Source organism: Streptomyces sp. NPDC030021 (assembly GCF_055574035.1).
Window position 1 is genome coordinate 55,021 of sequence record NZ_JBVIAH010000001.1, and the last position, 23,963, is coordinate 78,983.

Annotated in this window: 14 protein-coding genes; 12 read left to right on the plus strand and 2 right to left on the minus strand. The window is 76.3% G+C overall.

Annotated elements, in window-relative coordinates; all coding sequences use genetic code 11:
* The first annotated feature begins 360 nt into the window (after positions 1 to 360).
* From ACZ4YL_RS00260 to ACZ4YL_RS00305, 10 genes are read left to right on the plus strand one after another with little or no spacing between them, the layout of a single operon-like run.
* On the plus strand, positions 361 to 7,194 hold the full coding sequence (locus ACZ4YL_RS00260; protein ID WP_468112993.1) for an SDR family NAD(P)-dependent oxidoreductase: 6,834 nt from the start codon (positions 361 to 363) through the stop codon (positions 7,192 to 7,194).
* Positions 7,187 to 11,830 (plus strand): beta-ketoacyl synthase N-terminal-like domain-containing protein, encoded by a 4,644-nt coding sequence (locus ACZ4YL_RS00265; RefSeq protein WP_468112994.1) that lies wholly within the window; start codon positions 7,187 to 7,189, stop codon positions 11,828 to 11,830. Before ACZ4YL_RS00260 ends, ACZ4YL_RS00265 begins: the two co-directional genes overlap by 8 nt.
* Positions 11,820 to 12,140 (plus strand): acyl carrier protein, encoded by a 321-nt coding sequence (locus ACZ4YL_RS00270; RefSeq protein WP_150260486.1) that lies wholly within the window; start codon positions 11,820 to 11,822, stop codon positions 12,138 to 12,140. The genes ACZ4YL_RS00265 and ACZ4YL_RS00270 overlap by 11 nt, the downstream gene beginning before the upstream one ends.
* Before the next feature lie 7 nt (positions 12,141 to 12,147).
* Complete coding sequence (locus ACZ4YL_RS00275; RefSeq protein WP_468112995.1) at positions 12,148 to 12,984, plus strand: alpha/beta fold hydrolase; 837 nt, start codon at positions 12,148 to 12,150, stop codon at positions 12,982 to 12,984.
* Positions 12,985 to 12,986: 2 nt separating this feature from the next.
* A complete protein-coding gene (locus tag ACZ4YL_RS00280; protein ID WP_468113456.1) occupies positions 12,987 to 14,162 on the plus strand; it encodes a glycosyltransferase in 1,176 nt (391 codons plus the stop codon).
* Positions 14,159 to 16,024 (plus strand): methyltransferase domain-containing protein, encoded by a 1,866-nt coding sequence (locus ACZ4YL_RS00285; protein ID WP_468112996.1) that lies wholly within the window; start codon positions 14,159 to 14,161, stop codon positions 16,022 to 16,024. The genes ACZ4YL_RS00280 and ACZ4YL_RS00285 overlap by 4 nt, the downstream gene beginning before the upstream one ends.
* Positions 16,021 to 17,070 (plus strand): galactokinase, encoded by a 1,050-nt coding sequence (locus tag ACZ4YL_RS00290; protein ID WP_468112997.1) that lies wholly within the window; start codon positions 16,021 to 16,023, stop codon positions 17,068 to 17,070. Before ACZ4YL_RS00285 ends, ACZ4YL_RS00290 begins: the two co-directional genes overlap by 4 nt.
* 56 nt (positions 17,071 to 17,126) lie before the next feature.
* Positions 17,127 to 18,431 carry an alkaline phosphatase family protein gene (locus tag ACZ4YL_RS00295; protein ID WP_468112998.1) on the plus strand — a complete coding sequence of 435 codons (1,305 nt, stop codon included), beginning with the start codon at positions 17,127 to 17,129 and terminating at the stop codon, positions 18,429 to 18,431.
* A gap of 24 nt (positions 18,432 to 18,455) precedes the next feature.
* The gene (locus ACZ4YL_RS00300; RefSeq protein ID WP_468112999.1) at positions 18,456 to 19,718 is read left to right on the plus strand and encodes an MFS transporter; all 1,263 of its coding nucleotides are present in this window, start codon (positions 18,456 to 18,458) and stop codon (positions 19,716 to 19,718) included.
* A complete protein-coding gene (locus ACZ4YL_RS00305) occupies positions 19,693 to 20,616 on the plus strand; it encodes an SDR family oxidoreductase (RefSeq protein ID WP_468113000.1) in 924 nt (307 codons plus the stop codon). The genes ACZ4YL_RS00300 and ACZ4YL_RS00305 overlap by 26 nt, the downstream gene beginning before the upstream one ends.
* On the opposite strand, the gene ACZ4YL_RS00310 is transcribed toward ACZ4YL_RS00305, so the two are convergent.
* Positions 20,607 to 21,398, minus strand: a complete 792-nt coding sequence (locus tag ACZ4YL_RS00310) for an ATP-grasp domain-containing protein (RefSeq protein ID WP_468113001.1) — start codon at positions 21,396 to 21,398, stop codon at positions 20,607 to 20,609. The two genes, ACZ4YL_RS00305 and ACZ4YL_RS00310, sit on opposite strands and share 10 nt — an antisense overlap.
* A 158-nt stretch (positions 21,399 to 21,556) precedes the next feature.
* Between ACZ4YL_RS00310 and ACZ4YL_RS00315 the strand changes: the two genes are divergently transcribed.
* The gene (locus ACZ4YL_RS00315) at positions 21,557 to 22,252 is read left to right on the plus strand and encodes a TetR/AcrR family transcriptional regulator (protein WP_468113002.1); all 696 of its coding nucleotides are present in this window, start codon (positions 21,557 to 21,559) and stop codon (positions 22,250 to 22,252) included.
* On the opposite strand, the gene ACZ4YL_RS00320 is transcribed toward ACZ4YL_RS00315, so the two are convergent.
* Positions 22,239 to 23,399 carry an enoyl-CoA hydratase/isomerase family protein gene (locus tag ACZ4YL_RS00320; protein WP_468113003.1) on the minus strand — a complete coding sequence of 387 codons (1,161 nt, stop codon included), beginning with the start codon at positions 23,397 to 23,399 and terminating at the stop codon, positions 22,239 to 22,241. The genes ACZ4YL_RS00315 and ACZ4YL_RS00320 overlap by 14 nt on opposite strands.
* On the opposite strand from ACZ4YL_RS00320, the gene ACZ4YL_RS00325 reads away from it, so the two are divergent.
* Positions 23,398 to 23,961, plus strand: coding sequence for a dihydrofolate reductase family protein (locus ACZ4YL_RS00325; RefSeq protein WP_468113004.1), 564 nt, complete (start codon positions 23,398 to 23,400; stop codon positions 23,959 to 23,961). The two genes, ACZ4YL_RS00320 and ACZ4YL_RS00325, sit on opposite strands and share 2 nt — an antisense overlap.
* Positions 23,962 to 23,963 lie beyond the last annotated feature (2 nt).

The following is a 23,963-nucleotide window of genomic DNA, read 5'->3' on the forward strand; positions in this document are numbered from 1 at the left end:
CCGGGCGGGAATCCGGGTGGCACGTGTATGCCGATGGCGCGAAGCATCGTATTCCGCATGGCTGTTGACAGTGCAGGGTGGCCCCCGCACGATGCATCGCGGCATGCGGGTGTTTGACCACGGCTCAATCCCGCCGTACCCGCGGCGGGTGCCCCGGCCGGTGTGCGCGTGACCGCCGCGCTCCCCCTTCTTCCACCCTGCCCCGCACTGCCGTTGCACGGCTCGTCGGCACGTCGGCACGTCGGCACGGCGGCACGTCAGCTCGCCGGTACGTCGGCACGTCGGTTCGCCCGCCCGTCGTTCGTCCTTCCTTCCGTCCCGCACTGCGCCATGTCACACAGCATTGGAAGAGGAGCGCCCGTGACCCCCCAGCACCCGCAGCCCGCCGCCGCCACCCGTGACCTGGTCGTCGCGGTCAGCCCCTTCGAGGAACCCCACCCGGCCGTCGTGATCGCCGCCGAACGCGCCGGGGCCCTCGGCCTGCTCGACCTCGGCCGGGACGCCGACGCCGCGCGGCGCGGTGTCGCGGAGCCGGGCCGCCGGCTCGGCGCGGGCGCCCGGTACGGGGTGCGGGTGCCGGCCGGCTGCCCGCTCGGCCCCGGGGAGCTGCCTGCGGCGGTGGACACCGTGCTGCTCGCCGACCCCGCCTCGCACACCCCCGAGCGGGTGGCCGCATGGGCCGCCGCGGCCGGGCGGCCCCGGGTGTGGGCCGAGGTCACCGGCGCGGCCGAGGCCAGGACGGCCGTGGCCGCCGGGGCGGACGCACTGGTGGCCAAGGGCCACGAGGGGGGCGGCCGGGTGGGCCCGGCCACCACCTTCGTCCTGCTCCAGCAGCTCCTCGGCGACCCTGCGGTCCGGGTACCCGTACGGGCCTGCGGCGGGATCGGCCCGCACACGGCGGCGGCGGCCGTCGCGGGCGGGGCCGCCGGGGTGCTGCTCGACGTACAACTGGCCCTGACCACGGAGGGCGAGGCCGGGCTCCCGGAGGAAGTCGCCGCCGCGCTGCGGGCGATGGACGGCTCCGAGACCCGGACGGCCGACGGGCACCGGGTGTTCGCACGGCCCGATCTGACCCCGCCCGAAGGGCCCGTACCCACCCTGCTCGGCGCCCGCGACCTGCGGACCCAGCTGCTGCCGGTCGGGCAGGACGGCGCCTCGGCGGCCCGGCTGGCCGCGCGGTACCGGACCACGGGCGGCGTCCTGCAGGCCGTACGGGCGGCCGTCGCCGGGCATCTGGAGGCCGTCGTACGGGCCCGGCCCCTCCGGCGGCCGCACCCCGTCGCGCAGGGCCCGATGACCCGGGTGAGCGATCAGGCGGCCTTCGCCGCGGCGGTGGCCGCCGCGGGCGGGGTCCCGTACCTCGCGCTCGCGGTGATGGAGGGCCCCGACGTACGCGGGCTGCTGGCGGAGACGGCCGAGCGGCTCGGGGACCTCCCCTGGGGCGTGGGACTGCTCGGCTTCGCCCCGCCCGAGCTGCGCCGGGAGCAACTGGCAGCCGTGACCGGGGCGGCCCCGCCCTACGCGATCATCGCGGGCGGCACCCCGGCGCAGGCGGCCCCGCTGGAGGCCGCCGGGATCCGGACCCACCTGCACGTGCCCTCCCCCGGCCTGCTGGAGCGCTACCTCGCCGAGGGGGCGCGGCGGTTCGTCTTCGAGGGGCTGGAGTGCGGCGGACACGTCGGGCCGCGCGCCTCCTTCCCGCTGTGGGAGGAGCAGATCGAACGCCTGCTCACCTGCCCCGAACCCGAAGCCCTGGACCTGCTGTTCGCGGGCGGCATCCACGACGAACGGTCCGCCGCGATGGCGGTGGCCGCCGCGGCCCCGCTGGCCGCCCGGGGCGCCCGGATCGGCGTACTCATGGGCACCGCCTACCTGTTCGCCGAGGAGGCCGTGGCGGCGGGCGCCATCCGGCCGGGTTTCCAGCGGGCGGCGGTGGAGTGCGCGGACACCGTCCTGCTGCGCACCGCGCCGGGACACGCCACCCGGTGCGCGGCCACCCCGTACGCCGCGACCTTCGAGGCGACCCGCCGCCGGCTCACAGAGAGCGGCATCGAGCCGCGCACGATGTGGGAGGAGCTGGAGCGGCTGAACCTGGGGAGGCTGCGGATCGCCAGCAAGGGCATGCGCCGGAACCCCGACGGGACCGGCCTCGAACCGGTCGGCGAGGAACAGCAGCGGACCGACGGGCTGTTCATGCTGGGCCAGGCCGCCACCCTGCGCACGGGCACCACCACGATCGCCGCGCTGCACGCGCAGGTCACCGACGGGGCCACCGCCCTGCTGGAACGCCGGGCCCGCGAACTCGCCGACGCCGGGCCGTCCGCGGAGCGGGCGCCACAGGCGGCCGACCCGCTCGACATCGCCATCGTCGGGATGGCCTGCGCCTACCCCGGCGCACCCGACCTCGCCGCCTACTGGGCCATGGTCCTCGCCGGGACCGACGCCGTCACCGAGGTGCCGGCCGAACGCTGGGACCCGGCACTCTACTACGACGCCGACCCGGCCCGGGCCGGTGAGCGCACCCCGTCCCGCTGGGGCGGCTTCCTCGGCCCGGTGCCCTTCGACGCCCTCGCGCACGGCATCCCGCCCGCCTCGCTCGCCGGGATCGAGCCGGTGCAGCTGCTGGCCCTGGAGATCTCGGCGCGGGCCCTCGGGGACGCGGGCTACGGCAAGGACCGCGCCTTCGACCGGTCGCGGACCTCGGTGGTCTTCGGCGCGGAGGCCGGTACCGAACTCGCCGGCGCCTACGGGCTGCGCGCCCTGCACCCCGCCTACCTGGGGGAGCTCCCGGCCGGGCTGGACGAACAGCTGCCGCGCCTCACCGAGGACTCCTTCCCCGGGATCCTCGCCAACGTCATCGCCGGGCGGGTCGCCAACCGCCTCGACCTGGGCGGCGCGAACTGCACGGTCGACGCCGCCTGCGCCTCCTCGCTCGCCGCGCTGGACCTCGCCTGCCGCCAACTGCGCGACCACGACAGCGACATGGTGCTGTGCGGTGGCGCCGATGTGCACAACGGCATCAACGACTACCTGATGTTCGCCTCCGTCCGCGCGCTGTCGCCCGGCGGGCGCTGCCGGCCCTTCGACGCGGCCGCCGACGGAATCGCGCTCGGCGAGGGCGTCGGCGCGCTCGTCCTGAAGCGGCTCGCGGACGCGGAACGCGACGGCGACCGCGTGTACGCCGTGATCAAGGCGGTGGGCGCCGCCAGCGACGGCCGGTCCCTCGGCCTGACCGCGCCCCGGCCGGAAGGGCAGCGGCGGGCCCTGGAGCGGGCGTACGCCCGGGCCGGCATCACGGCGGACGAGGTGGGCCTGATCGAGGCGCACGGCACGGGCACGGTCGTCGGGGACAGCACGGAACTCGCCGTGCTGAGCGAGCTGTTCACCGCGTCCGGGGCCGAGCCCGGGTCCTGCGCGCTGGGATCCGTGAAATCGCAGCTCGGGCACACCAAGTGCGCGGCCGGGCTGGCCGGGCTGATCAAGGCGGCCCGGGCGGTCCACACGGGCGTGCGGCCCCCGACCCTGCACATCGACACGCCCAACCCGGCCTGGCGGGCGGAGACCAGCCCGTTCTCCTTCGACAGCGAGGCCAGGCCCTGGCCGGTGCCCGCGGAACGGCGGTTCGCGGGGGTCAGCGCCTTCGGCTTCGGCGGCACCAACTACCACGCCGTGCTGGCCGGTCACGGGGGCTCGGCGGAGCCCCGGCACGGGCTGGAGGAGTGGCCGGCGGAGCTGTTCTGCTTCCGCGGCGAGGACCGGCGGGCGGCGGGCCGGGCGATGGCCCGGCTCGCGGCGCGGCTGGAGGAGAACGACGCGGCCGGGCGGCCCTGGCCCCTGCGGGACCTCGCGGCGGAGACCACCGCCGCAGCCCCCGGCCCGGTCATGGTCTCGGTGGTGGCGGCCGATCACGACGAACTGGCGGCCCGCCTGGAGCAGGCCCGCACCTTCACCCCGGGCGCGGGGGTCCACGTACGGGAGGAGACGGCGGAGCCGGGCAAGGTGGCGTTCCTCTTCCCCGGCCAGGGCAGCCAGCGCCCGCGCATGCTCGCCGACCTCTTCACGGCGTTCCCCGCCCTGCGCGCCCTGCTGGACTCGGCCCCGCCCGCGGTGGTGTCGACGATGTTCCCGCCGGCGGCGTTCACCGCCGAACGCCGAACGGCGCAGCGGACGGCGGTCACCGACACCCGCATCGCACAGCCGGCCCTGGGCCTCGCGGGGGCGGCGGCCCACCTGCTGCTCGGCGAGCTCGGCGTACGGCCGGACTGCGTGGCCGGGCACTCGTACGGGGAGCTCACCGCACTGTGGGCGGCCGGGGCCTACGACACGGAGAGCCTGCTGCGGCTGAGCGCCCGCCGGGCCGAGGCGATCGTGGCGGCCGCCGGCGCGGATCCGGGATCGATGGCGGCGGTGTCGGCCGCGCCGCAGGAGGTACGGGAGATCGCGGCCCGCGCCGGATGCGTGGTGGCGAACCACAACGCGCCCCGGCAGTGCGTGATCTCGGGCCCGACGGCGGCCGTGTCCAGGGCGCTGACGGCCCTTCGCGAGGCAGGCCTCTCGGCCGACCCCCTCCCCGTGGCCTGCGCCTTCCACAGCGCGGTGGTGGCCGAGGCCGCCGGAACCCTCGCAGCGGAACTGGCGACGACACCGGTATCGACTCCCCACACCCCGGTCTGGTCGAACACAACGGCCGCCCGGTATCCGACGACACCCGAAGACGTACGAAGCCTTGCCGCACGCCAGGTCGCGGAGCCGGTCCGGTTCGTCGAGCAGGTGGAGGCCATGTACGCGGCCGGTGTCCGGACGTTCGTGGAAGCGGGGCCCGGCCGGGTCCTCTCCGGTCTGGTCGGCCGGATCCTGCACGGGCGACCGCACACGGTGGTCCCGCTGGACGTACCGGGCGAGCACGGCCTGCTCAGGCTGGTCACCGCGGTGGCCGAACTCATGGCGGCAGGCGTTCCGGTGACGCCACACGCCCTCTTCCGCGGCCGCACCTCCCGCCTCCCGGAGCACGCCCCGCGGCGACCGGGCTGGCTGGTGGACGGCCACCTGGTCCGCACCGCGGACGGCGCCCCCGTCCCGGGCGGCCTCCGCCCGGCCCGGCGGGTGGCTCCGCCGGACACGCCGGCGGTCTCCGGATCCGACCGTCGGGAGGAGGCAGTACTGGAGTACCTCCGAGGCACCCGCGATCTGGTCGAGGCCCAACGGAACGTCCTCCTCAGCTACCTGGGTTCCGGGCCGGCGGATCCCCGGGGCGGGGCCGGTGGGGCCGGGAGTGTGTCGGGGCGATCCCCGCAGGGCGCCGAACGCACTGCCGCCGCGCCTTCCGACACCTCGCCACGTTCGGCGCCCGAGGAGACGCCCCGGCGCGCGCCCGGCCCCGCCGGAACCGCCCGCCCTGCCGCCCCCGCCCCCGCCCCCGCACAGCCGGGTCCCCGCACCGCCGAGGAGGTCATGGACCTCGTCCTGGAGATCGTCCACACCCGGACCGGATACCCCCGGGACATGCTCGACCCCGAACTGGACCTGGAGGCGGACCTCTCCATCGACTCCATCAAGCGGGTGGAGATCATCGGAGCCCTCGCCGACCGGATCGGACTCCCCCAGGACCCGGGCGGCGGCTCCGCCGAGTCCGCGGTCGAGGAACTGTCCCGGATCAAGACCCTCCGCGGCATCGTCGACTGGGTCACCTCCCGCACACCAGCCGCACCCACCACACCCACCACACCCACCGGACCCGGCACGCCCGGCTGCGGCCCCGTGGGACCCCCCGTCAGCCGGCTCCGGGTGGACCTGCTGCCCGTACCGGCGGCCGACGGCGCCCCCGAGACCCTGCGCGGCCTGCGCATCGGCGTCGTCGAGGACGGCCAGGCCATCGCGCCCGCACTTCTCGCGGCCCTGGACGCGCACGGCGCCGTGCCGACGGTCCTGCCCTCGGCCGAGCCCGGCTTCGACGGCCTCGTCGACCTCTCCGCGCTGCGCACCACCGCCGGCCCCGTACTGCCCGAAGCCTTCCCGGGGCTCCGGCAGGCCCTGACGACCGGCACGCCACGGCTGCTGCTCGTCACCGGGCCCGGCTCCACCGGCGCCGGGCTGCACGGCTTCGCCCGCAGCGCGGCCCTCGAATACCCCGACGCGCTGGTGCGCGCCGTGCACATCCACCCCAAGGAGGACCCGGAACGCATCGCGACCCAACTGGTCGCGGAACTGAGCAGCGGCGACGACGGCGGCAGCGGCAGCGGTACCACCGACGCCCCCGCCTCCGTGGGTTACACCGCCGAGGGAACCCGTGTCACCCGCCGCCCCGTACCGACCCCACTGCGCGCGTCCGACGGCCCACCGCCCCTGGACCGCGACTCGGTGGTCCTGCTCACCGGCGGGGCCCGCGGGATCACCGCCCGCACCGCGCTCGCACTGGCCCGCGCCACCGGATGCCACCTGGAACTGGTCGGCCGTACCCCCGAACCCGCCACCGCCGCCGACGAATTCACCCAGGCGCAGGACCGGGTCGCACTGCGCGCGGCCCTGATCGCCGCAGGGCTGCGTACGCCCGCGGAGATCGAGGCGGCGGCCTCGCGGATCCTCGCCGAGCGCGAGGTGCGGGCCACTCTGGCCGCCCTGAACGCGGCGGCCGCCTCCGTCCGCTACCACTGCGCGGACGTCACCGACGAGCGGGCCGTCCGGGCGGTCGTGGCCGGCGTACGGGAGCGCCACGGCCGCCTGGACGGCATCGTGCACGGCGCCGGGGTGCTGCGGGACGGGCTGCTGCGGGACAAGCAACCGGCCGACTTCACCGCCGTGTTCACCACCAAGGTCGACGGGGCCCGCCATCTGGCCGCCGCGGCGGCCGAGCACGGGTCCTGGCCCGCGCCCCGGTTCCTGGCGCTGTTCGGCAGCGTCGCCGGGGTGTACGGCAACCGCGGCCAGTGCGACTACGCCGCGGCCAACGACGCCCTCGACTGCCTCGCGCACACCTGGGCGGAGTCCTTCCCGGGCCGGGTGCTGTCCGTCGACTGGGGCCCCTGGGCGGCGGAGGCGGGCGGGATGGTCAGCCCCGAGCTGGAGCGTGCGTACGTCCGGCGCGGGATCCCGCTCATCGCGCCGGAGGCGGGGACCGCCGCGTTCCTCGACGAACTGGCGTACGGGACCGACGTACAGGTGGTCCTGATGGCGGAGGAGGGCCGGGGCGATGCGTGACGCAGAGCGGCGCGGCCCGCGCCCGGCCGATGCCGCGATCGTCGGGATGGGAGCGGTGTTCCCGGGGGCCGCCGATCTGGCCGCGTACCGGCGCAATCTGTTCGCCGGTACGGACTGCATCGGCGAGGTCCCGCCGGAGCGCTGGGACCCCGAGGTGTACTACGACCCGCAGAGCGCGACCGGACCGGTGGCGGGCGACCGGTTCTACTGCCGGCGGGGCGGTTTCGTCGACGGTCTCGCCGCCTTCGACCCGACCCGGTTCGGGATCATGCCGGCCGCCGTGGAGGGGGCCGAGCCGGACCAGATGCTGGCCCTGCACGCGACGGCCGAGGCGATCGCCGACGCGGGCGGCGAGGCCCGGCTGCCCGCCGACCGGTCGCGGATCGGGGTGGTCCTGGGGCGCGGCGGGTTCATGGGGGTGGCCACCGCCCGTCTCGACCAACGGGTGCGTACGGCACACCAGTTGGCGCAGACCCTGCGGGAGCTGGCGCCGGAGCTGGGTGAGCGGCGGATCGCGGCGGTGCGCTCCGCGTTCCAGGACGCGCTGGGGCCGGAGCGGCCGGACGCGTCGATCGGGCTGGTGCCGAGCTTCACCGCAGCCCGGACCGCGAACCGGCTGGACTTCCGCGGGCCCGCCTACACCCTGGACGCGGCCTGCGCATCCTCCCTGCTGGCGGTGGACCAGGCGGTGGGGCTGCTGGCCGCCGGGCGCTGCGACGTGGTGGTCGCGGGTGCGGTCCACCACTGTCACATCGCGACGCTGTGGAGCGTGTTCACGCAGCTGCGGGCGCTCAGCCCGAGCGAGCGGATCCGGCCCTTCGACCGCCGGGCCGACGGAACCCTGCTGTCCGAGGGCACCGGGGTGGTGCTGCTGAAGCGGCTGGCGGACGCGGAGCGCGACGGCGACCGCGTGTACGCGGTGATCCGCGGCACGGGCGTGGCCGGGGACGGCCGTGCGGCGAGCCTGATGAGCCCGCTGGTCGCGGGCCAGGTGCAGGCCCTGGACCGGGCCTGGCGGGAGGCCGGGCTGGATCCGCGGGCGCCGGGCGCGCTGGGTCTGCTGGAGGCGCACGGCACGGGCACCCCGGTCGGGGACGCGGCCGAACTGGACACCCTGGCGCAGGTGTTCGGCCCACCGGAGCCGGGGAGCGGACGCGGGATCGGCTTCGGCTCGGTGAAGTCGATGCTCGGGCACACCATGCAGGCCTCCGGCATGGCCGGGCTGATCAAGGCCGCGCTCGCCGTGTACGAGGGGGTGCTGCCGCCGACGCTGCACATCGAGGAGCCGCACCCGGACCTGGCCCGGACGCGGATGCGGCCGGTGGGCGCGGCCGAGCCGTGGGAGCGCGGACCGCAGCCGCGCCGGGCCGGGGTCAACGCGTTCGGCTTCGGCGGGATCAACGCCCATGTGGTGCTGGAGGAGGCTCCGACGGCCTCGCGCCCGGCTCCCGCAGCGGTCCCCGCCCCGGCCCGCCCGGCTCCGGTGCGCCGGTTCCTGCCGCTGGGGGCCCCGGCCGCGCCGGTGGGACCGGCCGCGGGAGACGACGTACTCCTCATCGGCGCCGGCACTCCGGCGCAGCTGTCGGCCCGGCTGGCGTCCGCCGTCCCGGTGTCCGGCGGCGACGGGCCCTGCCGGGTCGCGGTGGTCGGGCCCACGCCCCAGCGGCTCGCGCTGGCCGCCAAGGTGGTGGCGCGCGGCCGGCCGTGGCGGGGGCGCGGGGACGTGTGGTTCGCCCCGGAGCCGCTGGGCGGCCGGGTGGCGTTCCTGTTCCCGGGCCTGGAGCCGGAGTTCGCCCCCGTGGTGGACGACGTGGCGGAGCGGTTCGCGCTGCCGGCGCCCCGGCTGACCCGCGGCGAGTCCCTGGTGGAGCGGGCACTCGACGCGATCGCGACGGGCCGGTTCTTCGCCCGTGTCCTGCCCGGACTGGGCGTCGACGCCGATGTGCTGGCGGGTCACAGCCTGGGCGAGTGGGCGGCGATGGTGGCCGCCGGCCTGTACCCGCAGGAGGCGGCCGACACCTTCCTCGACTCGCTGCGCCCGGGCGATCTCCGGGTCCCTGACCTCGTGTACGCGGCGCTGGGCTGCGGCGCGGCGCGGGCCCGGGCCGCCCTCCACGACCTGGACCGAGTGGTGGTCAGTCACGACAACTGCCCCCACCAGTCGGTGATCTGCGGGGATCCGGCACAAGTGGCGGCCGCCGTGGCGCGGTTGCGCGGTGACGGGGTGTTCGGTCAGGAGCTGCCGTTCCGTTCGGGTTTCCACACCCCGATGTGGGAGCCGTACCTCGGGCAGGTCCGGGCCGCCTTCGACCGGCTGCCGCTGCGGCCCGCGGGGCTCCCGGTGTGGTCGGCCACCACGTGCGCGCCCTTCCCGTCCGCACCGCAGGACGTACGCGACCTGGTCGTACGGCACCTGCTGGAGCCGGTCCGCTTCCGCGAGCTGACCCTGCGGCTGTACGAGGACGAGGGCGTGCGCGGCTTCGTCACGCTGGGTCCGGGCAGCCTGCCGGGCTTCGTCGAGGACACCCTGCGCGAGCGCCCGCATCTCTCGGTCTCCACCTCCTCCCCGCGCCTGCCGGGCCTGGCGGCCCTGCGCCGCACCTGCGCGGCGCTCTGGACCGAGGGGTACGCGCCGCGCTGGGGGCTCCTGGCCGAGGCGGCCCCGGCGGCCGGTTCGGCGCTGCGGCCCGGCCCCGCCGCGCCGCAGCCGGCACCCGCCGGACCGGAACCCCGCATGCCCCTGCACCTGGGGTCCCCACTGGTCCGCCTGAGCGAGACGGCCCGGACCTCCCTGAGCGGCCTTCTCACCCCGGGCCCGGACCCGGCCGCCGCCCCGGGCTCGACCCCGGCCCCGGCGCCCTCGTCCGCGGCGGCCGGAGCGGCCCGCCCCGTACTGCTGTCCGCCCTGGACGCGGTGCTGGCGGACGCCGGCTCGGCCGCCCGGGCCGTCACCGAGGCCTGGTCGGCCGTAGGACCGCCGAAGGCGCCGCCACCGGCACCGGACACCGACGGTTCGGGACGGGCTACAGGGAAGCAACTCCTGCGGCTGTCCCTCGCCGCGCTCCCCTACGTACGGGACCACTGCGTGTACCTCCAGCCCGACGGCTGGCCGGAGGACTCCGACCGGTTCCCCGTCGTACCGATGACCACCATGCTGGAGCTGGCGGCCGAGGCCGCCCGGCGGCACGCCCCGCCCGGCCTCGCCGTCATCGGCTACGAGGACGTACGGGCCCTGCGGTGGCTGGCGGTCGAGCCGGCCGTCGACGTCGAGGTCACCGTCCGCGGCGACGGGCCGGGCCGGATGCGGGTCGGCCTGGGGGAGTACGCCTCGGTGGTCGTGCTGCTCGGCGAGCGGTACGGGGAGCCGCCCGCGCCCGACGGCACGCCCCTGCGCGACCCCGGACCGGCCCCGGTCAGCGCCGAGGCCCTGTACCGGGACCGGTGGATGTTCCACGGCCCGCGCTTCGCCGGGGTGCACGAGGTGCGGTCGGTCGGCTCGGACGGCATCCAGGGGGTTCTGCGGGCGCTGCCCGACCCGGGCGCGCTGCTCGATGCCGCCGGGCAGCTCTTCGGGCACTGGATGCAGCTGCGCCTGCCGGTCGACCGGCTGGTGTTCCCGGCCACCGTGGACCGCATCCGGTTCTACGGGCCCCCGCCCGCTCCGCGGGAGCTGGTGACCGCCACGGCCCGGATCCGCGCGGTGCAGGACGTCACCGTGCGCGGTGACATCGAGCTGCGCGGGGCGGGCGGCGGGGTGTGGGCCCGGATCGAGGGGTGGACGTACCGCCGGTTCGGCGCCGACGAGCGGGTCTGGCCGATGAAGTTCACCCCGGAGGTGTGCGGGATCGGCGAACCCCGGCCCGAGGGCTGGTGCCTGGCCCGGCGCCGCTGGAACGATCCCGCCTCGCAGGAACTGGTGATGCGCCGCTACCTCGGTGCCGCCGAACGGGCGGCCTACGAGCGGCTGTCGCCGCGCGCCCGGGCACCCTGGCTGCTGGGCCGGATCGCGGCCAAGGACGCGCTGCGGCAGCTTCTGTGGGACGGCGGGGCCGGGCCGGTGTTCCCCGCGGAGGTACCGATCGGCAACGACCCGGCGGGCCGGCCGGTGCCCGGGTCCCCGCTGACCCGCGGATTCCGGCTGTCGATCGCCCACAAGGACCGGATCGCCGTCGCCCTGGCCCGTCCGGACCGGCCGGTCGGCATCGATGTGGAGCAGGTGACCGCGGACCCGGACGCGCTGATCCGGATCGCCCTCGGGCCGGGCGAACTCCGGCTCGCCGAAGGGCTGGCCGCCCGCGAGGGCACCGGTCTGCCCGCCGCGCTCACCGCCCTGTGGTGCGCGAAGGAGGCCGCGGCCAAGGCGGCCGGGGGCGGGCTGGGCGGCCGGCCGCGGGACTGGCGGGTGGCCGGGGACCCGGATTCCGGCGCGCTGCTCGTGACCTCCCCCGAGGGGGACCCGTACCCGATCCGCACCACACCGCTCACCACCCCGCCCGCCACACCGCTCACGACCCCGCTCACGACCCCGCTCACCGACACCGTGCCCGACCACGTCGTCGCCTGGACCGCCCACCTCGCGGCGCCCTCCCCCGTACCCGTCCCCCTTCCCCTCACGGAGGCCCGTCATGGCAACTGACATCCTCGCCGAGATCACCGGCATGCTCGTGGAGATCGTCGGCGACGAGTACCTGCTCGCGGAGGAGGTCACGATGAAGACGACCTTCAACGAGGATCTCGCCCTGGAGAGCATCGAGTTCGTCGCCCTCGCCGAGCTGCTCCACCACCGCTACGGCGCCGGCGTGGACCTGATGGGCTTCCTGGCCGAGAAGGACATGGACGCCATCCTGGCCATGTCCGTCGGCGAGCTCGTCACCCACATCGGCCGGATCACCCACACCTCCCTGGCCCGGGCCGCGGCGGGGTCCTCCCCCGCGTCGGCCGGCTGAGCCGGCCATGGCCTTCGTCCACGCGGGCTCCCTGCGCTTCCACGTCCAGCGGCTCCCGGCCACCGCCGGCGCCGACGCCCCCGACCGGCCCGTCGTGGTGTTCCTGCACGGGCTGGTCGTCGACAACCTGTCCTCCTTCTACTGCCCCCTGGCCCTGCCCGTGGCCCGGGCCGGCCACGAGGCCGTCCTCTACGACCTGCGCGGCCACGGCCGCACCGAGCGTCCGGGGTCCGGATACGACAGCCGCACCGCCGTACGGGACCTCTTCGCCCTGCTCGGCGCGCTGGACCTCGGGCAGCGCCCGGTCCACCTGGTCGGCAACAGCTACGGCGGGACCCTCGCCCTGCACGCCGCCCTGGCCCGGCCGGACCTGGTCACCGGGCTCACCCTCCTCGAACCGCCGCTCGGCGGCGCCTGGGTGGAGAACATGGTGGACACCCTGTCGGCCGCCGCGCTGAGCCTGGAGGACAGCACGGTCCCCACCGAGCTGGCCGCCCTGCGCCTGCGCAAGGCCGCCAACCTGACGGCCATCGCCGACGCCCTCCTCAACCGCACCACGCTCATCGACGACATCGCGGCGAGCCGCGTGTTCACCCCGGCGGACCACGCCCGGCTGCGCTGCCCGGTCCTGGTGGTCTGCGGCGAGCATTCCGAACTGCTCGCGGGCGGGCGGGAGCTGGCGCGCCACGCCCCGCAGGGGGCGCTGCGGATCCTGCCGGACCTGGGGCACGACGTCCTGAAGGAGAGCAGCGGGGTCCTGCGGGAGACCGTGCTCGCCCATCTCGACGCGACGGCCGGTGCGGCGACGGCGGCGGGGCCGCGGGTGGGAGCGCTGGTCCCGTGAGGGTGCTGTTCACCGTGCCGCCGCTGGCGGGGCACGTCAATCCGACCGTGGCCGTCGGGGCCGAACTGGCTGCCCGGGGCCACGAGATCGCCTGGACGGGACCGGCCTCTGCGCTGGCCCGGCTGCTGCCCGCGCAGGCCCGGATCCTGCCCGCCGGGGAGGAACCGGGCGCCGACGGGTACGCGGCGCTGCACGAGAGCTGGCGCGATCTGCGCGGGGTCGGTGCGCTGCGGTTCCTGTGGGAGGAGGCGCTGGTGCCGCTGGCCCGGGCGATGGTTCCGGGGGTGGCCCGGGCCGTGCGCGCCTTCGGTCCGGATGTGCTGGTCGCCGACCAGCAGGCCCTGGCCGGGCCGCTGGTGGCCCGGCGGCTCGGGGTCCCGTGGGTGACGTCGGCCAGTACCTCGGCCGAGCTGACCCGGCCCTTCGCGGACTTCCCGAAGGTCGGGGAGTGGGTGGCCGGGCAGATCTCGGGCCTGCTCGCGGAGTTCGGCGCCGCGCGGGATGCGGGGGGCCGTGCGGACTGGGACCCGCGGTTCTCCGAGCGGCTGGTGCTGGTCTTCTCCACTCCCGAACTCGTCGGCGTCGGTCAGGACTTCCCGCCCCACTACGCCTTCGTGGGGCCGGCCTTCGGGGCCCGTCCGCCGGCGCCCGGATTCCCCTGGCAGCGGCTGGACCCGGCGCGGCGGCGGGTGCTGGTGTCCCTGGGCACCCTCAACCAGGCGGCCGGGGCCCGGTTCTACGGCGCGGTGCTGGGCGCCGCCGAACGGCTCGCCGGGGAGGTCCAGTTCGTCCTGGCGGCGCCCGCCGCCCTGATCGGGTCGGCGCCGGACCACCTGCTGCTCCAGGAGAGCGTCCCGCAACTGGAGCTGCTGCCGCACCTGGACGCGGTGGTCTGCCACGCGGGCCACAACACCGTCTGCGAGGCCCTCGCGCACGGGCTGCCGCTGGTCGTCGCCCCGATCCGGGACGACCAGCCGATCGTGGCCCGGCAGGTGGCCCTGGCCGGGGCCGGCGTCCGGGTGCGGTTCGGCCGGACCCGGGCCGAGGAACTGCGTGACGCGCTCGCCGCCGTGCTGGACGACCCCGGCCCCCGCCGGGCCGCCCGGCGGATCCAGGCCTCATTCGCCGCGGCGGGCGGGGCCGCCGCCGCGGCCGACCGGTTGGAGAAACTGCTATGACGCCACCTCCGCTCTCCCGGGTCCCGTGGACCTCCGCCCTGTTGCTGGCCGCCCTCGGCGCGGGCACCGTACGTGCCAGGCGCCGGCTGCGGGCGATCCCGGTGCTGCCGGCGACCCCGCCCGTGGCGGCCGGGGTGCCGCGCGCCGCCGGGTGGCGGCTGCTCACCGCCCGGGGGGTCGAGCCGGATCCGGCCACCTTCCTCGCCGCCTGCGCGTACGCCGAAGGGGAGGGCCTGCGGGTCCTGGACCTGCTGCCCGTGGACCTGCCCGCCGAGCGGGCGCTGGGACTGCTGCGCCTGGTCGACCCGGTCCGGTACCGGCAGGACCGGCTCGCCGCGGGCCGCGGGGCCGGGTTCGCCGTGCTCGTCACCGAGGAGGTGCTGGCCCGGGCCGGGGTGGATCCGGGCGGGCCGCGCCGGGATCCGGTGGAACTGCTCGCACTGACCCGCCGGTTGAAGGAGTACGCCGCCGACGCCACGGGGCTGGCCATCGCCCCCGGACTGCGCTGCGGTGGGGCCGGGGAGCCCGGCGGGCCGGCGCGGGCCGCCGAGCTGCGGGCCCAGGGGCTGCCGCCGGGGGCGCTGGCCGCCGCGCAGCTCGGCGGGCTGGCGCTGCTCGCGGGGGTCGCCGTACGCCAGGGCCGGTGGGGTGCGGCCGCGGCCGGGCTGTACTGGCTCCAGCCGTACCTGGTGCTCGGCGGGCCGGGTTCCGCGCTGCGCCCCGCCGGTCTGGGCCGGGCCACGGCGGCCCGGCCGGTGCGCTCCCTCGGCGCGGGCCTGCGTACGGCCGCGGCTGCCGGCCGGGACGCCCCGGCGGACGGCGCGGCGGAGGCCGCGCGGGCCGCCGCGTACCGGGAGGACCTGGCGGCGGGGACCGGGCGGTTCCTCGAACCGCGCCGCACGGCCTGCCCGTGGTGCGGCTCCGGCCGGCTCACGGTCCAGGTCCGGGTGCCCGACCTGCTCCAGGGCAAGCCGGGCCGTTTCACTCTGGAGCGGTGCGGGGAGTGCCGGCACGTCTTCCAGAACCCCCGGCTGACTGCGGAGGGGCTGGAGTTCTACTACCGGGACTTCTACGACGGGCGGGGCGGCGAGGGCGCGGGCACGGTCTTCGGCAGGCTGGGCGCCGCCTACCGGGGGCGCGCCGAGATGCTCCTCCCGCACGCCGACCCGGCGTCCTGGCTCGATGTCGGCACCGGGCACGGCCACTTCTGCAACGCGGCGCGGGACGTCTGGCCGCGGACCCGGTTCGACGGGCTCGACATGGGTGACGGGGTGCGCGAGGCCGAGCGCCGCGGCTGGGTGGAGACCGGATACCTGGGCCAGTTCCCGGAGTTCGCCTCGAAGCTGGCGGGCCAGTACGAGGTGGTCAGCATGTACCACTACCTGGAGCACACCCGGGAGCCGCTGGCCGAGCTGGACGCGGCGGCCTCCGTGCTCGCCCCCGGCGGGTTCCTGGCCATCGAGCTGCCCGATCCGCAGTCGCGGATGGCCCGGCTCCTCGGCCCCCTCTGGCTGCCCTGGTTCCAGCCCCAGCACCAGCACCTGATGCCCGCCGCCAATCTGCGCGAGGCGCTGGCCGACCGGGGGTTCACCGTCGTCGCCGAGGAGCACGGACCGGCCCACCAGGGCAATGACTTCTTCGGCGCGGTGGCCCTCGCGGCGACACGGCTGGCCCCGGATCCGGACCGGCCGTGGGGCCCGGGGTCCACGCCGCGCGCGCGGCTCCTCGCCCACGCCGTACGGGGGGCGGCGCTGCCGTGCTTCGCCGCCGCGGCGGTGCTCGACACGCTGCGCACGGTGGCGGCCCGGCGCACGGACGGCGGGAACGCCTACCGGATGCTGGCCCGCAAGGACACGCCGTGACGGGCGCGGCCGGCCACGTCGGACCGCACACGGGGAAGCGGCCCCCTGCCGCGGCGGCCCGCCGGGACACGGCAGGAGCGTCCGCCGCCGCTGTACCGCCCCAGGGGTCCGCCGCCTCGGCCGGCGCCACCGTGACCGCGGACCGGGCCGGAGGCGACCTGGCCCGACGGGCGACGGCCGATCCGCTGTTCCGGCTCGTCGCCTACGCCCTGGAGGCCGCGCACGGGCGGCCCCCGGCCGCCGTGTGGAGCGCCCCGTACGCCTTCCACCTGGGCTCCCCCGGGCTGGTCGCGGCGGCCGGCTGGCCCACGGCCGCGGCGGCGGCCCCGCGCACCGACGGCCTGGTGCGGCTCAGTTCCCTCGGTCATCCCGCGGACAGCTGCGATCTGCCGCTGACCCTGTCCGGGCCGCCGCCCGCCGCCCCCGCCTGGGCGGCCCGGCCGTACGCCGTGCTGCGGGCGCTGGCCCGGGCCGGATACGGCGCCGGCGGGACCGATCTGCACGTCCAGGGCTCGCTCACGGGGGCCGCCGGGCTGGCCACGGCGGAGCCCGCGGACTGCGCGGTGGCGCTGGCGGTGGCCGACGTGCACACGGGGGCGGGTGAGGGGCCGGACCGGCGGCAGCTGGCGCGGCTGCTGGCCGGGGCGCTGCCGGACGGGGACGACGGACTGCGCCGGGCGGTGCTCTTCGCCCGGTCCGGCAGGGCCCTGCTGCTGAGCGCGGAGCCCCGGCGGTGCCGGCGCTACGTCGCCTTCGACCCGGCGGCGTCGGGGGCGCGGCTGGTGCTGGTCGCCGTCCGCGGGGAGGCCGCGGACCGGCCGCGGGAGCTGGCGCGGGCCGTGGCCTGCGCCCGCCGGGCCGGGGCGCTGAGCGCCTGGCCGCCCGGGCAGGGGCGGGAGCCGGGGCGGAGCGTGCTGGTGCTGCTGCCCCAGGCGCGTCTGGCGGCGGTGCGGGCCGCGGTGGCGGAGGACTTCCGCGACCGGGGGCGGCCCGTACCGCGGTTCCTGAACATCGCCGTGTCCGGTGCGGCCCGGCGCGAGGAATGACCGGGATGACCACGACCCGGGGCCGGACCCGGGCGAAATCGAGGAGGAGAACACCCATGCCCACCCTTCGACCCTCACCGACGGCGCGCGCGAGACGCGGGGCCCGATGGCCGGCGCTCGTGGCCGGGATCGGCGCGCTCGGCCTGCTGGGCGCGTTCACCGTGGCCAATTCCGAGGCGGCCGTGCCCGGTTCGGCATCCGCCTCCGCGGCGGCCGCGGCCGCCGCGCTGCCGGCGTACGACCACGTGGTGGTCGTCGTGTACGAGAACAAGCAGTACGGGGAGATCATCGGCAGCGCGAACGCCCCGTACGTCAACCAGCTGGCGAACGGCGGCGCGAGCCTGACCGGCATGAAGGCGCTGACCCACCCCAGCCAGCCGAACTACTTCAACCTCTTCTCCGGCGCCACGCAGGGCATCACGGGCGACGGCTGCTACACCCCGCAGTCGATGACGGCGGCGAACCTCGGCCAGGAGCTGATCGCGGCCGGCAAGACCTTCGCGACGTACAACGAGGACCTGCCGGGCGAGGGGTCCACGGCCTGCACGAACGGCCAGTACGCGCAGAAGCACAACCCGTGGTTCGCCTTCAAGAACGTGCCGCTGAACACGGGCAAGACCTGGGCGCAGTTCCCCCAGAACAACTTCGCGGCGCTGCCGAGCCTGTCCTTCGTGGTCCCCAACCAGTGCAACGACATGCACTCGTGCTCGGTCGGCACGGGAGACACCTGGACCAGGAACAACGTCGACGCCTACGCGCAGTGGGCGAAGGCCAACAACAGCCTCCTGGTCCTGACCTGGGACGAGGACAACTATCTGGGCTCGAACCAGATCGCCACCGTCTTCTACGGCGCGAAGGTCAGGACGGGCAAGTACGCCACGGCCTTCAACCACCACCATCTGCTGCGGACCTTCGAGGATCTGTTCGGCACGGCGACGCACGCGGGCAACGCGGCCGGCGTCCAGCCGATCACCGAGGTGTTCGACACCTCCACGGACCCGACACCCACCCCCACGCCCACTCCGACACCCACTCCGACACCCACTCCGACACCCACGCCGACCCCGACCCCGACCCCGACGCCCACGCCCACCTCGGGCGGCCTGCAACTGGCCAACCCCGGCCCCCAGACCTGCAGGTTCAACCAGTCCTGCACCATCCAGCTCAGCGCCACCGGCGGGAGACCTCCGGTCCGGTACGCGGCCACCGGCCTGCCCTGGGGCCTGACCGTCGACGCCGGCTCCGGCCGGATCAGCGGCAAACCGTGGGGCAGCGGCACGGTCCAGATCACCGCGACCGCCACCGACTCCGCGGGCACCACCGTCACCGCGGCGTTCCCGCTCACCGTCAACTGGTTCTAGACCCGGCCTGCTCTGGAGGCATCCGTGTACCTGTCGACCAGCCGGGCCTCGGACATCGCCGGGGACACCCCGGCCCCGAAGGGCCCCCTGCGGGCCGTCCCCGGCACGGTGTTCGCGCTCGGGCTGGTCAGCCTGGTCACGGACGTCTCCGCGGAAATGGTCACCGCCGTCCTGCCGTTGTACCTGATGGCCGGACTCGGCATGTCCCCGCTCGCGTTCGGCGCCCTGGACGGTCTGCACCAGGGCGCCACCGCGGTGCTCCGCCTCGCGGGCGGGCGGATCGCCGACCGCACCCGCCGCCACAAGCTCGTCGCGGGCACCGGCTACGCGCTCTCCGCCGCCTGCAAGGCGGCCCTGCTCGCCGTCGCCACCCCCTGGTCGGTGGCCGCGGTGCTCGCCGCCGACCGGACCGGCAAGGGCCTGCGCACCGCCCCGCGCGATGCGCTGATCTCGCTGTCCGTCCCGCCCGGGGAGCAGGGCCGCGCCTTCGGGGTGCACCGGGCGCTGGACACGGCGGGCGCCCTGCTGGGGCCGCTGGCCGCGTTCGGGGTGCTGTGGGTGGCGGTGGACGGGTACGAGGCCGTGTTCACCGTGAGCTGCTGCGTCGCCGTCCTGGGCGTGGTGCTGCTCGCGCTCTTCGTCCGGGAGGCCCCGGCGCGGACTCCCGCGCCGGCCCGGGCCCGTCCTCCGCTGCCCCCGGTGCGCACCCTGCTGTGCCTGCCCGGCCTGCGGGGGCTCTGTCTGACCGCCGTCGTGCTCGGCCTGTTCACCGTCGGCGACGCGTTCCTGTACCTGCTGCTCCAGCGCCGGCTCGACCTGTCGGCCGCGTACTTCCCGCTGCTGCCCGTCGGCACGGCGGCCGTCTTCCTGCTGGCCGCGCTGCCCGTGGGCCGGCTCGCCGACCGGCTGGGCCGGCGCCGCGTCTTCCTCGGCGGGCACGTGCTGCTGCTCGGTGCCTGCCTGCTGCTCCTGGCCCCGCTGCGGGCCGGGGCGCTGCTGGTCGTCGGTGTGCTCGCGCCGCTCGGCCTGTTCTACGCGGCCACCGACGGGGTGCTGATGGCGGCCGCCGGGCCGCTGCTGCCCGCCGAGCTGCGCACGACCGGGCTCGCGGTGCTCCAGACGGCCCAGGCGCTGGCCCGGTTCGCGGGTTCCCTGCTGTTCGGGTCGGCCTGGACCCTGTGGGGGCCGGGCCCGGCGCTGGCTCTGGCGGCGGCCGGGCTGTTGCTGTCGCTGGCGGCGGTCGCCGTCGTAGGGTCGGGGCATGCCGGAAACACAGCGGACTCTTGAGGGCAGGGTGGCCTTGGTGGCCGGGGCGACGCGCGGCGCGGGCCGGGGCATCGCGGTCCAGTTGGGCGCGCGGGGTGCGACCGTGTACGTGTCGGGGCGCAGCACCCGGGGCAGGCGCTCGGAGTACGACCGGCCCGAGACGATCGAGGAGACGGCCGAGCTGGTCACCGCGGCGGGCGGGCGGGGCATCCCCGTGGTCGCAGACCATCTGGTGCCGGCGGAGGTCGAGGCCCTGGTCGGCCGGATCGACGCGGAACAGGGCCGCCTGGACGTGCTGGTCAACGACATCTGGGGCGGGGAGCTGCTCTTCGAGTGGGACAGCACGGTCTGGGAGCACGACCTGGACAAGGGGCTGCGGCTGATGCGGCTGGCGGTGGAGACCCATGCCATCACCAGCCATTTCGCGGTGCCGTTGCTGCTGCGTGAGCCGGGCGGTCTGGTGGTGGAGATGACGGACGGAACCGCCGAGTACAACGCGAGCCGCTACCGGGTGTCCTTCTTCTACGACATCGCCAAGTCCTCGGTGCTGCGGATGGCGTTCGCGCTGGGGCACGAGCTGGGGCCGCGGGGGGCGACGGCGGTGGCGCTGACGCCGGGCTGGCTGCGCTCGGAGATGATGCTCGACACCTTCGGGGTGACGGAGGCGAACTGGCGGGACGCGCTGACCAAGGTCCCGCACTTCGGGATCTCCGAGACCCCGTCGTACGTGGGCCGCGCGGTCGCGGCCCTCGCCGCGGACCCGGAGGTGGCCCGCTGGAACGGCCGGTCCCTCTCCAGCGGGCAGCTGGCCCGGGAGTACGGCTTCACGGACCTCGACGGGAGCCGCCCGGACGCCTGGCGCTACATGGTCGAGGTCCAGGACCCGGACCGCCCCGCGGACACCACGGGCTACCGCTGAGCGGTCCGGGCGAACGGCAGGTCCGCCGGGGCGGTTTCGGCCGTGGGTCCGGCGGCCCGCAGCACGACGTCGAGCACCCGCTCCGGGTCGCAGGCGTACCCTCCGCTGGACCAGGCCGGGTTGGCCTCGATGACCGCCCATCCGCCGCCGTCCGGCAGGCCGACGTCCACCACCGCGGGCGACGGCAGGGAGCCGTCGCCCGCCGCGAGCAGTTCGGCGGCGAAGGCGCGGACCTCCGCCGCGTACGGGTCCAGGGCGAGCGGCGCCGGGTCGAGCCCGGGCCCCACCGCGTAGCGGCTGCCGTCGTGCACGGCTCCGTCCAGGACGAACAGCCGGTACTCGCGGTCGAACCGGAGTATGTCGCTGACCAGCACCGGCAGGTCGTCGTCGAAGGCGTCCGGGCCGGGCAGCCGCGAGCCGTCCGGGTAGATCCGTGCCGGGAAGAACTTGTCGGTCGGCGGTTTGACGAAGGCCGGCCGGCGCAGTCGCCGGGCCTCGGCCAGGGTGACCGCCTCGATCCTGCGCCCGGTCAGTGCGAGCGGCAGCCGCGCGAGCCAGTCGCCGGGCGGTTCCAGCGCGGTGACGTCCAGTTCGCGGGCCACCTTGTCGGCCAGCAGCGGCCCGCCGTAGAGGTGGGTGCGCCCGGCGCCCTGTGCTCCGTCGGGCGAGCTCCAGCCCTCCGCCGTCACCGCACGCAGCCCGCGCCCCGTGGCCGCCTCGGCGAGGCGGAGCCGCGTGTCGGAGGCGCGGGGGGCGAGGAGCAGAACACGATCACCGGTCATGCGGCCATGATGCCCCGGCGCGCGCGGGCGGCCCATCGGATTACCGCGCCGGACGGGAGTCGGTCAGGTGGGCCGGGCCGTCCAGGACGCCGTACGCAGCCCGGAATCCGGTGCACGAGGCTGCGTACGGTGTTCGCGTCGTCGGTTAGGCTGGCGGTATGTCAGCAGACGCGCACCAGCCCCGTCCCGCCGCACCGGCCGCGCCTGCCGTCACCTCCGTCCGGACGCGCCCGCGCCCGCGCCGCAAGGGGCAGCAGCCCGCGCTCAGCCGGGCCCACATCGTCGCGGCGGCCGTCCGGCTGCTCGACGCCGAGGGCATCGACGCGCTGAGCATGCGCAGGCTCGGCACCGGGATGGGCGCCGCCGCCACCTCCCTGTACCGGCACGTGACCGGCAAGGACGAGCTGATCGAGCTGGTCGTGGACGAGGTCTACGGCGAGCTGGAGGTGCCCGCCGCGGCGAGCCCCGCCGAGTGGCGCGATGCCGTCTCGCGCGGCGGCCACGGCCTGCGCGCGATGGCCCTGCGCCACCCCTGGGTGGCCTCCGTGCTCGGCCGGGTGGGGCCGGCGCACCTCGGCCCGAACCTGATGCGCGTGGGGGAGCGGATGCTGGCGCTCTTCCGGACGGCCGGCTTCCCGGCGGACGAGGCGGACCGCGCCATGAAGGCGGTCATCTCCTACGTGGTCGGCGCCACGGCCGGCGAGGCCGCCCACCTCTCGCGGCTCGCCCGCAGCGGGCGGAGCGAGCAGGAGTGGGTGGAGGGCCGGGACCCGCGGAAGCTGCGCGAGGAGAACTTCGACTACGGACTCCAGCGGGTCCTGGACGGCCTGGAGATGCGGCTCAGCCGCGGCTGAGGTCTTCCGGCGGCGGCAGGCGCAGTTCACGGTCCTCCCCGAGCGGGGCGAAGAAGCGCTCCACGTCCGCCTCGGTCACCTCGGCCAGGGTCGCCGGGGACCAGCGCGGCGCGCGGTCCTTGTCGACGACCTGCGCCCGGATGCCCTCGACCAGGTCGGGCGCGGTCAGCCCGTTGCAGGAGACCCGGAACTCCTGGGCCAGGACCCGCTCCAGCGGGCCGAGCTCCGCGGCCCGGCGCAGCGCGGCGAGGGTGACCTTGAGGGCGGTCGGGGACTTGGCCAGGATCGTCTCGGCGGCCTCCTTGGCGGCGGGCTCGCCCTGGCCGAGCAGCCGTTCCACGATCTCCTCGACCGTGTCGGCCGCGTAGCAGTGGTCGATCCAGCCGCGCCGGTCGGCGAGTTCCCCGGGCCCGGGGGTGGCGGCGTACCGCGGCAGCACCTCGTGGGCGGGTGCGCCGGCGAGGGCGGCGGTCAGCTCCGGGAGCCGCTCGGCCGGTACGTAGTGGTCGGCGAGCCCGCACAGCAGCGCGTCGGCGGCGCCGACCGCGGTGCCGGTGAGGGCGAGGTGGGTGCCGAGGTGGCCGGGCGCGCGGCCGAGCAGGTAGGTGCCGCCGACGTCGGGGACGAAGCCGATGCCTGTCTCGGGCATGGCGACGCGGGAGCGTTCGGTGACGATCCGGACCGAGCCGTGGGCGGAGACGCCGACGCCGCCGCCCATGGTGATGCCGTCCATGAGGGCGACGTACGGCTTGGGGTAGCGGGCGATGCGGGCGTTGAGCCGGTACTCGTCGCGCCAGAAGCCGGCGGAGGCGGTGTTCCCGGCCTTGGCGTCGTCGTGGATGGCCCGGATGTCCCCGCCGGCGCACAGGCCGCGCTCACCGGCGCCGCGGATCAGCACCTGCTGGACGGCGGGGTCGGCCGCCCATGCGGCGAGGGTTTCGTCGATGCGGATCACCATGGGGTGGGTGAGGGCGTTGAGGGCCCTGGGGCGGTTGAGGGTGACCACCCCGGTCCGGCCGTCGGTGTGGAACAGCACGGTGTCCGCGTCTTCCGGCTTCACGTCTTCGGTCTTCACACCGGCCAGTATCACCGCGGCCCGCGCCGCTCCCGCCGCCGGGCGCTCCCGGGGCGTACCGTGGGCTGTCATGCGGAAGATCGTGCTGATGGCAGGGGTGTCGCTCGACGGGTACATCGAGGGGCCGGACCGGCGGATCGACTGGCACTGCGTCGACGACGAGCTGCACCGACACATGAACGACGTACTCCGCCCGATGGGCGGTTTCCTCAGCGGACGCGTCACGCACGAGCTGATGGCGGACTACTGGCCGACCGCCGACGCCGATCCCGCGAACGCCGGCACGGTGGCCGAGTTCGCCGAGATCTGGCGGTCCATGCCCAAGTACGTGTACTCGCGCACCCTGCGGTCGGCCGAGTGGAACACCACGGTCGTGCGGGACGTCGTGCCCGAGGAGGTCGCCGCGCTCAAGGCCGCCCCGGGCGGCGACCTGACGCTGAGCGGGGCGGATCTCGGCGCCTCCTTCCTGCGCCAGGACCTCGTGGACGCGTACCGGATCTACGTGCACCCGGTGCGGATCGGGCGCGGCACGCCGCTCTTCCCCACCCTCGACTACGCTCCGGTGGCCCTGCGGCACACGGACACCCACACCTTCGGCAACGGCGTCGTCCTGCTGCGCTACGAGCGCGCGTGACG

Excerpts from the sequence above, each read along its gene's own strand:
- ACZ4YL_RS00265 (WP_468112994.1), top strand. The coding sequence starts at position 7,187 with ATGCGTGACGCAGAGCGGCGCGGCCCGCGCCCGGCCGATGCCGCGATC.
- ACZ4YL_RS00270 (WP_150260486.1), top strand. The coding sequence starts at position 11,820 with ATGGCAACTGACATCCTCGCCGAGATCACCGGCATGCTCGTGGAGATC.
- ACZ4YL_RS00275 (WP_468112995.1), top strand. The coding sequence starts at position 12,148 with ATGGCCTTCGTCCACGCGGGCTCCCTGCGCTTCCACGTCCAGCGGCTC.
- ACZ4YL_RS00285 (WP_468112996.1), top strand. The coding sequence starts at position 14,159 with ATGACGCCACCTCCGCTCTCCCGGGTCCCGTGGACCTCCGCCCTGTTG.
- ACZ4YL_RS00295 (WP_468112998.1), top strand. The coding sequence starts at position 17,127 with ATGCCCACCCTTCGACCCTCACCGACGGCGCGCGCGAGACGCGGGGCC.
- ACZ4YL_RS00305 (WP_468113000.1), top strand. The coding sequence starts at position 19,693 with ATGCCGGAAACACAGCGGACTCTTGAGGGCAGGGTGGCCTTGGTGGCC.
- ACZ4YL_RS00310 (WP_468113001.1), bottom strand. The coding sequence starts at position 21,398 with ATGACCGGTGATCGTGTTCTGCTCCTCGCCCCCCGCGCCTCCGACACG.
- ACZ4YL_RS00315 (WP_468113002.1), top strand. The coding sequence starts at position 21,557 with ATGTCAGCAGACGCGCACCAGCCCCGTCCCGCCGCACCGGCCGCGCCT.
- ACZ4YL_RS00325 (WP_468113004.1), top strand. The coding sequence starts at position 23,398 with ATGCGGAAGATCGTGCTGATGGCAGGGGTGTCGCTCGACGGGTACATC.
- ACZ4YL_RS00320 (WP_468113003.1), bottom strand. The coding sequence starts at position 23,399 with ATGACAGCCCACGGTACGCCCCGGGAGCGCCCGGCGGCGGGAGCGGCG.